The sequence below is a fragment of the Capnocytophaga bilenii genome (assembly GCF_017565765.1).
Classification (GTDB): Bacteria; Bacteroidota; Bacteroidia; order Flavobacteriales; family Flavobacteriaceae; genus Capnocytophaga; species Capnocytophaga bilenii.
Window position 1 is genome coordinate 280,407 of the sequence record NZ_JAGDYP010000004.1, and the last position, 13,594, is coordinate 294,000.

Consider the following 13,594-nt stretch of genomic DNA (forward strand, 5'->3'; position numbering starts at 1 on the left):
ATTCAGAATTCAAAATTCATAACTTTTCGTATATTTGCATTTTATTTTCAAAGTGCAGTATAGTGCCCAATTTGCTTAATTATTGAAAAATGTATACAATTTATAACGCATCAGCAGGTTCAGGAAAAACCTATAGCCTCGTAAAGGCTTATTTAGCTATTATCCTCAAACAAACACCCAATTTCAAACAACTATTGGCTATAACGTTCACCAATAAAGCTGTTTTTGAAATGAAAAACCGTATTATTGAGTTATTAGGACTCTTTGCTTCCGATAAAGTAAAAGACCAAGAACCCTCTATGTTCAAAGAACTCCGCCAAGAACTCGGTTTTACTGTCAATGAGTTGCAGCAACGTTCACAAAGAGCCTTGCAGTATATCCTGCACAATTATGCCTCCTTCAATATCAGCACTATAGATGCTTTCAATCACCAGCTCATACGTCATTTTTCTCACGATTTGCACCTCAATCCTTTCTTTGAAGTGCAGCTAGAGAGTACTACTATTTTGCAGCAGGCAGTAGACAATTTGCTCAGCAGGGCAGGTACCGATAAGGCACTTACCCAATGGCTGATAGCCTTTTCCAATGAAAAAATTAATGAAGATAAAAGCTGGGACACTACCCAAGAGCTGCTAAAGATAGCCCAGCTGCTCACCGTAGAAAACCACCACGAGGCACTGCAAACTCTCAAGGACAAAACCTTAACCGATTTTGCAGCACTCAAGCACATTTTGCAGCAACACAAGCACACCGTGCCACAACTCATAACCCAAGAAGCCAACAACTTTTTAACACTGATGAGCCAACACCAGCTCACCGCCAAAGAGTTTAACAGAGGCTATCCCTATAAATTCTTTGAAGATCCCACTTCGCTACCTCATAAAAAAATAGATAGTTGGGATACAGCTATATGGCAACAAAAGCTACTCAATGATGAAAAATTATATACCGATAAGGTAGGAAAAACACACGGCGCAATTATTGATAGTCTGCACCCTCAAATAAAACAACACTACTTGCATATCAAAAAGCTTTTTGCTTTTCGTAGTTTTATAGAAAATGCCCTCAAATACCTGCCACCATTAGCATTGCTCAACCAAATACAAGCCGAGATAAGCCTTATAAAAGACGAAGAAAATATACTACCTATATGGGAGTTTAACAGCGTGATTAGCAGCGAACTGATGAGTCAAGCCGAGCGATTTCCGCACGTAGTACCATTTATTTATGAGCGTATAGGCGAAAAATTCAGACATTATTTTATAGATGAATTTCAAGACACTTCAGTATTGCAATGGAAAAACCTCCTGCCGCTGGTAAAAAACGCCTTGCAGAGCGAAGAAGACGGACAAGTAGGGTCGTTGTTATTGGTAGGCGATGCCAAACAGTCCATTTACCGATGGCGAGGAGGCAAAGCCGAACAATTTATCAGCTTGTACGAACAACAAAGCCACCCTTTTGATGTGGAGTTACACCTGCAACACCTTACCGAAAATTACCGCAGTTTACCACAGATTATCAATTTTAACAACGCCTTCTTTGCCTCGGTAGCAAGCGAATTTGAAACCGAAACTTATAGGAAATTATACGAGAACGCCCAGCAGCAGTACCCCAAAAGCAAGGAAAACCAACACTTGCCCGAAGGCTATGTGGAAGTAACTTTTGTTTCTACCAAATCCGACGAATCTGAAGAATCCGACCAACCCAATACCGAATTAGATTCCCCCATAGGAATCACCCAGCGCGAACTGATATATTGCGAGCAAGTATTACAAAAAATACAACACGCCCTTGCTGCAGGAGCCGCTTATAAAGATATTACGGTACTTACCCGCTACAATCGTGAGGGGGCAGCCGTAGCCGCTTATTTATCACAACATACTATAAAGGTGATCTCGCCCGATTCGTTATTGCTAAAAAATGTGCCTGCGGTGCAGTTCCTCATCGCCTTATTGCGATTGTTATACCAGCCCGAAAGCCAACAGCTAAAGCTCGCTATGTTGTTTGATTATTTACGATTAGGACGCATTGCCGATGCCGATGCCCATCAGTTTTTAAGCACCTATGTAAATGCTCCCGTAGAGACCTTTTTTAGCGAGTTTGGTTTTTCAGCCGAAAAGTTTAATGAATATTCGTTGTATGAAGGGGTAGCCTTTGCTGTGCAGTGTTTTAATTTGCCTCATAAAGAAGCAACCGAGCCTATGGCTTCTGATGCTTATTTGTCGGACTTTATCAATCTGTTGTTTGATTTCAAAAATGCCCGCAAAGGAGGCTTGTCAGATTTTTTAGAATATTGGAACGAAAAACAAGAAGAGCTCAGCATCAGCCTGCCCGAAGGATTAGATGCCGTTACCATACTTTCGGTACATAAGAGCAAAGGACTTTCAGCCCCCGTGATTATTTATCCTTTTGCCGATAACGTACTAAAGAAACCGCGTACCGAAATGTTGTGGTGTCCCGTTTTGCCCGAAGAGTTTGCGGGATTTACTCATTTATTGGTGGGCAGCAACAAGAGTATGGAGCAGTATGAGCCTACGCAGTCCATTTACCAACAGTTTCAAGAAGAACAGTTGCTCGATAATCTCAATGTACTATATGTAGCCCTCACCCGTCCTATATCGATGTTATATGTGATTAGTGCTTTGCCTGAAGTAACAACTGAAAAAGCAGCCGAAAAAGTAACCTATGGTACCCTCTTAGAAAAATACCTCAGTAGCAGCAAGGCAACTTTTACTGAAACTCCCACTGCCAGCATTTATGCCATAGGCACACCAGCGATGTCACCCGTCAAAGAAACCAAAAAGAACGAAGAAGGAGTGGTGTATTTTCAGCAAAGATGGGCAACACCGCAGTACAAGATAGCCACAGGAGCTTCGTTGTTATGGGACACCCACCAGCAAGAAGCCATAGAGCGAGGAAATATCATTCACCAGCTATTGGCAAACATATATTATGCCGAAGACTTACCCCAAGTACTTGCCGATGCTCAAGAAGAAGGAATGCTCTCGGCAGCCCAAGTAGCACTATTAGCCCCCCCACTACAACAGTTGCTTACTGACGAGAAACTGAAACCTTTTTACACACATTCCTATAATTATTGGAATGAGCGAGAGTTTATAGACCAGCGAGGGCGTTATTATCGTCCCGATAGGTTAGCCTATGATGCCAATAAACGAGAAATATTTATAATAGATTATAAAACAGGCGAACCACAACCGCAGTATGCACAGCAGTTGGCTTATTACGCTCACAATTTAGAAACTTTAGGCTGGAAAGTAAAAGCTAAATACTTGGTATACATAGCTACCAACGAAGTAATATTGTTAAAATGATGTTAATTGTGTAAAACCTTGTGGTAGTGTAAAAATAATATTGTATTTTTGCCCTGTGTATTGTGTGGAGATGAGTCGTTAGTGATTAGTAGCTAGTCGTTAGATTGCTACGACCAACAGCTAACGACCAACGATTAAATAAAGTATCTAACAATTTTTTTATATATTATAATAGTATGAGAAGGCAATTACTATTACTCAGTTTTTTTTGGTTTATAGCGGTGTTATTTAGTACTGCTATAGGGCAGATGCAAGCCAATTTTCCAGAGCGATATCGTGTTACTGTAAAAGGGGATATGATTATCGTAGGGAATACTATGCTAAGCCCTAATGGCAATAGTGACTATAATGACCCAAATGCATGGAACTATTTTGGTCAACCCTATGTAGATATAGATGGAGATGGTTCTACTTTCAACTCGAGCTCGGCAAGGGTATTAGACCCTAACCCTGGAGGTGCTTGTCCGCGTAAGGTAAAGAAAGCCTTTTTGTATTGGGCATCAATGGATAGTCCCATTGCAGGCTCTGCAGATAGGGTAAAGTTTAAAATAGATACAGGATCTTATCAAGATATAGTAGGTACTTTGGTAAGTACCAATATTGGTAGTGGTTTGTATGTATATATAGCTGATGTTACAGACAAGCTTACTAGTGTAGCTGGTAATTATACAGTAGCTAATCTATATTCACCTAATAGATATGCAGCAGGTTGGACACTCTTTATTATTTATGAAGATGCTACAAAGCCAGCCCGTAATATTAGTTTGTTTGATGGTTTGGCAATTGTAGATGGTAGTACTTCAGCCGTGATAGACATTCAGGGCTTTAAGACAGTGCCTTCACCACTACCTGTAAATGCAAAAATTGGTTTTGCTTCATTGGAAGGAGATGCAGGAGGTGTAGGAGATCAATTGTTTATAAAAACTAATAAAATAGCAAATTCAGTACTTTCCAGTCCAGGACGTCCTGCAAATAATTTTTTTAATAGTACTTATACCGATGAGAGTGGTATTAACTTGAATCGTACTCCCAAGTCTAAGAACTTGATGGGGTACGATGCTGGTATTTTGCAATTAGAGAATGCTAATAATCGTATTTTAGACAACAACTCCACTTGGGCGAAGCTTACAGCAACTACCAATGGAGATGTGTACTATCCCTTTATGTTTGCCTTCAACGTAGAGGTAATAGAGCCTACGGTAGTGATGAATAAGCGTGTTTATAACGCTGCTAACCAAGATGTTACGGGTCAGAATAACATAGCTTTGGGCTCTACTCTTAAATACGAAATAGAATTCCAAAACCAAGGGAATGACGATGCTAAAAATTTAACAATTACAGATATATTACCTCCCAACTTGGAAAACTCGGCTACAGGTATATATGTATCTGATTCTCGTATTACTTATAATTACGATCCTAATACCCGCAAGCTTACTGCAAATGTTCCTAACGACTTGGTAAAGCAAAACGGTTCTAAATATAAAATTTCTTTCAACGTAAAGGTAGTTCCCAAGTGTGATACTTGGACGTCTCCTTGCGCCAATAAAATACAGAACTCGGCTTCGGCTACCTATCAAGGTACCCGAAACCCTGCTACTTTTACCCCTAAGAGCTCCAATGCACAATTCTCGGCTTGTGGCTCTACTGAAGAAAGCAGTACCGATTTTCTTGTGGGCGTAGATTTTAGCAAGTGTACTTATAAGACCTCTACTATATTGTGTAAGCCTACAATGAACCTTACAGCAGCGGCAGACTTTGATAGCTATACTTGGACGAAAGAGGGCGATACTTCTTTTAGCCGAACAGGGCGAACCATTAGTATAAATGCTGTAGGTACTTATAAGGTTACCAAAACCAAAGCGGGTTGTGCTACGATGTACGAAGAGTTTGAGGTAAAACCTAACGATCACGAAGCCGACCACCCCTTAGAGAATAAAATTAAAAATAAAGAAATCTCTGGGGAGGTATACGTATGTCCGTCTACAGGGCAAAAATATCCACAAGTATACTTGTGTGGTAAGAATGCTTCGGTGGAAGTGAAGCTGAAGATAGACAACGCCAAGAGTTTCCAATGGGGCAAAATGGCAGCGAGCTGCCCTAGCAAACAATTAGATTGTCCTGCAAGTGCTCCTAGCCAATCGACCTGTTGGAGCAATGATGGGGCACTTATAAATGGTACTACTACCCAAAAGACCTTTAATGCTGATGGTGATTATAAGCTTACCGTTACCTATGATGGTGATTGTGTGGCTACTTATTACTTCCGCGTAACGAAAGACCAAACTGACCTTGATGCTGATGTGGTACACAAAGTATGTAACACACAAGGAAGCATTAAGGCAAAAGGTATTTCGGGTTCAGGTTATAAATATCAATTAAAACAAGGCAACACAGTAGTGAGAGCTTGGCAAACGAGTGTAGAGTTTAAGAACTTAGACCCTGGTACTTATAAGCTGCAAGCAACTTTGCCTACCGCCAATACCCAAAGTATAGTAACTTGTGTATACGAAAAAGAAGTTACCATACAGCAAATAACTCCTTCATTGCAAGTAACAGCAACCAACCCGCTATGTAATGGCGGACTGGGAGCATTGCAAATACAGTTGAGTTACCCACCATATTTTCCGTATACCTATAAGATTATCAAAGACGGACAGGTGGTAGCACAACAAGCAGTAACTACCCAACACTTGGCAGGGCTTACAGTAAGCCTTACAGCAGGTAGTTATACAGTGAAGGTGGAGAACAATTATGGCTGTACGCTACAACAAACCAAAAACATTACCGACCCAGCAGCTTTAAAGCTTGATTTGGGAGTAAGCAATGCAATGTGTAGTGCTAATGATGGAGCTATAACAGCGAGAGCGCAAGGAGGTACACCTAATAGTAATGGTTATACTTTAGAGCTATATAAGAGTGGTACGTTTGTAAGTAGAGCTACTACGCAAAGTGGGGTATATACCTTTACAGGATTGTATGCAGGTGCTTATGAAGTGAAGGTAATTGACGGTAATAATTGTAATAAGACAACAAGTGCTACGATTATACAGTTACCTACGCCTTCGGTTACAGTTACTTATACGTTATATGAATGTGGGGCTAAAGGGAAAGTAGTATTCTCAGTACCACAAAGTTCGGTAACGTATACTTACCAATATAGTTTGCAGCAGTTCTTGCCTACAAATAAAGCAGCTGTAATACAAACAGGGCGCGAATTTACAAATTTACCAGTAGGCGCTTCTTTTGTAGCACAAGTGCATTATACTTATGCGGGGAAAACGTGTTCAATGACTATACGAGATATAGAGGTTCCTAATATCACTGCAGATAATAACCTGATAGCCTCAGCAGGGGTTTCTAAACTAATAGGTTGCTTTGATGGTACTGACACCGATAAGGGTGAAATACGTTTCTCCAACGTACAAGGAGGAGTACCGCCTTATGAGTTTAGTTTTGACGGTGGAGCTACTTGGACGAGTACTCGTGTAATGAGGAAACCTGCGGGTAGTTATAACCTTGCGGTACGCGATGCCATAGAGTGTGCGCGTACGGGATTACAAGTAACTATTCCAGCAAAAGTTACACAACCTACATTTACCCCTACTATTACCTATAATTGTGAGGGTAAAGGGACTTATGTACAAAACAGCAGTAAGGGTAGTGCCTATACCTATACCTACCAGCTCAACGGAGGGACTGAACAAAGCAGCAATACCTTTAGCAACTTGGCACCAGGTACTTATACCATTACCATTAATTACTCTGATGCCAATCCGCCAAGTAAGAATGTATTGTTCTTAGAAGATTTTGGACAAGGAACCGATCACGTAAGAACACCTTATATAAATGACGCTTACGTATTTGAACCACAAAACGGAAGTACAACCTTATACAATCGCGCAGGAGTAGGTAGGTCTAATCCATATGGAGACAATGTAAACGATGGTGAGTATACCGTAGTAAGTAAAATGCGTCCCAACCTATGGGGTGATGACCCTGTAGATCATACAGGTAAAACTAATGGTCGCATTTTGTTTGTGAATATAGGTAATTCTGTGGGAATTGCAGGTATATTATACCAACGCAAGATGACCGATATCACTCCTAACAAACCTATACAATTCTTTATTGCTCTTTACAACTTAGTAAGAGGAGATGGGGTATCAGTAAACGCTTCTTTCCCTAAAATAGGATTAGAATTATATCGTACTGAAGCAGATGCTTTGGCAGGAACAAACCGCTTGGCGGTAAAAGATTTGGGATATATACCAGGGCACGCCAACGTTAATGACTGGAAGGAACACAATATAGAAATGAACCCAGGTAACAATACCGAATTGGTAGCTGTAGTGCGTTCTTATAGCAATGTAACAGGAGGTAACGACTTGGCTATGGACGATATTTATCTATACCAAGAGCCTGAGGCTTGTACTTTTAGTTATACAACTACTTTCAAGATAGAATCAGGTAAAGAGTTTGGTGTAGATACTACTACTGAAGAAGTAACACCTGTAAAATGTAAGGGTGGGGATGGTACTTATAAAATCAAGCTAAAAAATATAAATCCTGTAACCAAAACCTATTACTATTCAGTAAATGGTGCCGCTTTTGTGCAATCTAGCCCTAGTAATGATACCTTTACGTTGAATAAAAATGCGGGTACTTATACCGTGAAGTTCCGAGGAGAACTCAACAACGCTAATTGTGAGATAGTACGTACCTTTACGATTACTGAGCCAGCGCAGTTGCAAGTGACGGCAGCAAATGCGCAGGGTGATGTTACTTTGGGTTGTACGCCTAAGGTTACGGCAGCGCAGTTGCTTTCGGCAACAGGGGGTACAAAACCTTATACTTTTGCTATCTATAAAGGTAACGTAACGATTACCACTATAGCGCTTAACGCAACAGCAACAAATACATCTTTCGTATTTACACAAACGGGTAATTATACTATAGGTGTAACTGATGCTAATGGCTGTAAGGCTACTACGGCACAAGCGTATAAGATATACGAGCCTAAAGTTTTGCAATTGCAACCAGCGGCTAATTCGCCAAGTGATAATAATTTCTGTTCTGTAACGGGCAACAATGGTAAGGTAACGCTTAAGGTAGTGGCAATAAATGGAGCTAATACGCAACCAGGGGCTTATAACAATGCACCTTATATATTTAAGCATAATGGTAGTGTTGTAACGCGTACTTATCGTGATACTTATACCTTTGATAATTTAGGAGTAGCTACCCATACTTTTGAGGTAGTGGATAAATACGGCTGTAGTACTAGCACCCAAGTGCGTTTGAACAAGCCATTAACATCTTCTACAGGCAACACAAGTGCGCCACCTACCTTGGTGAAAGACATCACTTGTACGCCAGGTAATGCGGGTAGGGCAGAAATTGCGCTAAAACCAGAGGGAGGTTATCCGCCTTATAGCTATAAGGTGTATAGAACACCAGATTTGCTAAACCCTATAGATGGTAATGGCGGATTGGCAGCTAATACTACTATTACATATTATACCAATGTGCCAGGAGGTTATGTGATACGCGTAGCAGATGATAGAGGTTGTGAGTTCTACAGCGGGGTAGTAAGTGTAACGACCCCTGTAAGGGCAACAATTTCAGCAACGGTAACCAGCGCTACTTGCTATGGTGTGAACAATGGAGTGGTTTCGGTAACTATTAATGGAGGTAAAGCACCGTTCCGCATCAAGTTGAATAGCACTGATGCGAACTGGACGAGTGTAACGGGCAACAAACATTTGTTTACGAATGTAAGTACAGGCACTCACAATATGGTAGTGAAAGACGCTAATGATTGTGAGGTAACACAGCCTATCCTAATAGCAGCGCCAACACAGCCACTCAAAGCCTTTGCTGTGGTGCAAGAATTGGTAGGTTGTGGCAATGGAGCTAATACTAATAAGGCAAAAGTACGCTTTACCAACGTAAGCGGCGGTTGGGGTGATTACCAATATAAATACGATGCAGGATTTTCTATTTATCCGGAAGGCTGGATACCCCCAGGAACGCATACTATAACAGTAAAAGATAAGGGAGGATGTGAATACGATGTACGTATTTCAGTTCCAGATAAGATAGCCCAACCTACGGGCACTACCTACACTATCGTTACGTATGATTGTGCGGGTAATGGAACAGTGAAGTTTATAGGCAACCCAAGCACTTATAGTTATACCTATATAGTAGGCGGTAAAACGGCTACCGGTACAGTAGCGACAATTACAGGTTTGGCACCAGGTACTTATACCGCTACTATAAGGTATACACACGAGGCAGCATTAGATTCTAACATATTATTTAAGGAAGATTTTGGTAGAGGAAGTGCTACAAGTTTGCCAGCAGGAATGACTGAGTTAGGCTATGGTTTAGGTCCTGGACATTATAAGATTATAAATCCAACAGAAGCACTTACAACTTGGGGCGGTTCAAATAGTTGTGGAGTTAATAGTATATGGGTTGCAGTACCAGACCATACATCAGCAGGTACAGACCCTGATGGACGTTTCTATATGGCAGACTTTAACCCAGTAACCCCAGATGGTCAGTTGTTCTATAGAAGAAAAGTATCGGATATTAAGCCTAATTCGGATATTCATATAGAGTTTTATGCATTGAACTTGTTTAGGACAGATAAGCTAATGCACGGCACTTATGGAGAGGCACTAAAACCGAACTTACGAGTACGCTTGGTATCAAATAACAATACCGTTATCGCCTTTAAGAACACAGGAGAGATACCAAATTCTACTTGTGGAAACAACTTAACAGGGCCAGCAGGTATGGTAAACTGGCATAAATATGAAGCTACACTAAATGCAGGTAATAATAATGAGTTTTGGATAGAAGTACGTGCTAATGGAGGAGCTCCACACGTATGGGGTAATGACTTCTGTATGGACGATATTTCGGTATATCAAGTACCCAAATCGTGTCCTGCAGATATAGAGAAGACAGTAGTAATTCCATCAGGACAGGAGTTTAAGGGTAGTGTATTGAGTGTAACGAATGTAGCTTGTAACGGATATGCTACGGGTAAAGCTACATTGAAGGTAGAGAATTTGCGAGGTGGTAGTTATATGGTACAAATATCACCATCGTATATAGCTAGGACAGGAGCGGGTTATACGACTCCTATCAATAGTAATACCTTTGAGATTACGGACATTAAGAGTGGAAATTACACAATTACCTTTAGGTATACGCCAGCACATTCAGGATTAGGTTCAGGCTGTGTGGTAACGACAACTTTACAAGTAACAGAGCCTACACAAATAGGGCTTACGGCAACGCAAACTGTACCAGCGATGTGTTCTAACAATAACGTAGCGACCGTAAAACTTACAGCAACGGGCGGTACGGGCACGGGCACGTATAGGTATATTTATTACGATGCGAATAATGTACCGCAAGTGGCAACTCAAACCAGCAATATATTTACAGGGGTAAAACCAGGGGTACAGAACAAGTTTAAGGTAATAGATGCTAACAATTGTAGTCTAACGATTACTATGGGCATAGCAGATGTACCAGCGAAGAAGACGGTAAGCTTTACGCTTGAAGCTACGGATTGTTATGCGAATGACCAGCAAGGAGAGATAAAAGTACGCATTACCGATGGTAATGGTAATTACCGAATGAAGATAGGAGCGGGCAATTTGGTATCGCCAACAACCAATAGTGTAACACATAGCTTTACAGGCTTGCGTCAGGGTAATCATTTGGTAACGGTAGAGGACGGTTATGGCTGTCAGGCTACAGGTACGATAGTTATCTATCCTGCGTTGAATTACACGTTGAAGACAACGCATCAGGGAAGCTGTGCGCAAGGCAAGATAGAAGTAACGGCACGAGGAGGCGATGGCAATATACGTTACTACTTTAAGAAAGTAGGCGGTACGTTATCAGGCCCTCATACTAGCGGTACGCTTCCAATACCGAACTTTAGTGAGAGCTCACAAACGTGGGTAGTGTATATACAATCGGCACGATGCGAGAAGACAGAGACGGTAACCATTAATAATGTAACTGCGCCAACAGGCTTTACGTTGCAGACGGTAACACCTACTTGTACAGGAGGTGAGAACGGAAGCATAGTAGTGGGCAATTTGGCAGTAGCAGGAGAGCCTTATAGGATAGAGGTTTGGCACCCAGATGGAGGTGTACGCACTCAAACGGGAGTAACTAACAATACGCCATATACTTATACTAATGCGAAAGCGGGATTGTATACAGTAACGGTAAGAGACACCTATGGCTGTTCGGTAAGTAGGACAGTGAGAGTAGGTGAGATGCCAGATTTGAGTACAGACTTTTCGTTGAAGGTAGCCGACACAACTGTTTGTCCAGCAGCTGGTGCAGCCAATACGCTTACTTTAACGTTCAGTCCAACTACTTGGGCGGCGAATGTGGCAGTAGCGGATATATACTATCGTATTAACAGCGATAATACTTGGACACGGGTTACTACTAATCCAGTAACGTTTATCCACCCAAGCTTTAAGTCAGGGTCAACGATAAGTATCACTTATAAGAAGATGGAACAAGGCGGAAATACGACCTTGTGTATTACAGAAACTAAGGATTACACTGTACCGCATAACTTGAGTGGTATTAGCGTAGTTACGAACTTGAATGATCCTAAGTTCTATGCTTGTTCAGGAGCTAATGGCGGCTTTACAGCAACGGTAACTATACCTACAGGTGAGGGACAAGATCCATATCACTTCTCGTTGGACGGCAACCATTGGTCGGCAGCTAATAATGGTACTAACTCACGAGTATGGACAGGCTTGATACCAGGACGTACATATAAGTTCTATGTGAAAGACAACAGAGGTTGTACGGCAGAGTACGATGGAGATATTTACGGCAATAGCTACAATCCAGCGATAAAGTTGCATTTGACAGCAACGCCAGCTTGTAGCAATGGAGCGCAAGGCACGCTAACGATACAGTTTAAACGTAGAACTTCGTATATGCCAGGAGGTACTACCAGTGGTACTTATAAGTTATACGAATTGCCAACACCGGTACCTAGTGGCAGACAAGGAACGTTGGTATCGGGTCCTACATCGGCAGCTATAGGCAGTACGGGAGAGCTTGTACTAGGCAATATAGGAGTAGCCCCAGGAAAGACCTACTATGTAGAGTTTTCAGAGGCGGCAGGCTGTGTATGGGGCAGCAATGATGTAGAGGTTAAGAAACTCACTACCATACAAGGAATTGTATCGGTAACTACAACAGCAACTTGTGAAAATGATGCGATAGTAGAAGTTACAGGACTTACAGGAGGCGGAGGCCAATACACAGTAACGTTACAACCAGTGGTAGGAGGAAGCTTTGGCAGTACACCGATAGCGGTGGGCAGCAACAAAGTACGCGTACAGAAGGATAATGTAACGGGCGCAACAGCAGCGACCTTCAAGTACCCAGCAGCACCTATAACAGCAGGAGTTAGAGTACAGGTAAGCGACCAATACAATTGTAGCCCTATAGACTTTGGTGTGGCAACTATCACGGTATTGCCAAGACCAGAGGTACGCACGGTAACTTATAGTGGATGTGCTAACGGCAGCTTTAAGGCAACGATTACGCCAACGGCACAGAAGTTGGGTACAACAACCAACCCAGTAATGGCGCCAGCTACTGAGATACCACTTTATGAGTACTCAATAGATGGTGGAGACAACGGAGGTACTTGGCATCCAAGTAACGTGTTTAGCAACTTAACGGCAGGTACTTACCCTATAGCGATAAAGGAAAGAGCTACGGGCTGTGTGGCTACTAGCAGTTTGGTAATTTATGATGTACTGGAAGCTAGTGCGAGTGTGAAGAAAGGCTTTGACTGTTCAGTACCACCATCAACACCTGTTGCACAAATAGAGTTGTTAGTAACCAAAGGATCGACAAGATATAGCTATAGTGTAACGGGTTATGGTATAGGAACGCCACTTACAGGTAATACGTTCACGTTGGTACCTGCAACGCAAGCTTCACGTACGGTGATAGATTTACCATCATCGGCGGGTAATATGAGCAGTGCGAGCGTATATACGGTAACAGTAACTGATTTGGGTGCGCCAACGTGTACGCCAACGCAGATAGCGGTAACGGTACAACCAGCGGCACAAAGCCGACCAGCGTTGAGCTTTACAACTTATTCGGCTACTTGCCACGGCGATCACAGCGGATGGTTCAGTATGCAAGAAGTGAATGCTAACGGAGCGAACTTTAAT

Annotated in this window: 2 protein-coding genes; both read left to right on the forward strand. The window is 41.9% G+C overall.

Features of this window, described 5'->3' with window-relative positions; genetic code table 11:
* Positions 1–89: 89 nt before the first annotated feature.
* Positions 90–3,332, forward strand: a complete 3,243-nt coding sequence (locus J4N46_RS07205) for a UvrD-helicase domain-containing protein (protein WP_208058742.1) — start codon at positions 90–92, stop codon at positions 3,330–3,332.
* 176 nt (positions 3,333–3,508) lie between these two features.
* On the forward strand, positions 3,509–13,594 hold a 10,086-nt coding region (locus tag J4N46_RS07210; protein ID WP_208058743.1), incomplete at its 3' end, for an isopeptide-forming domain-containing fimbrial protein.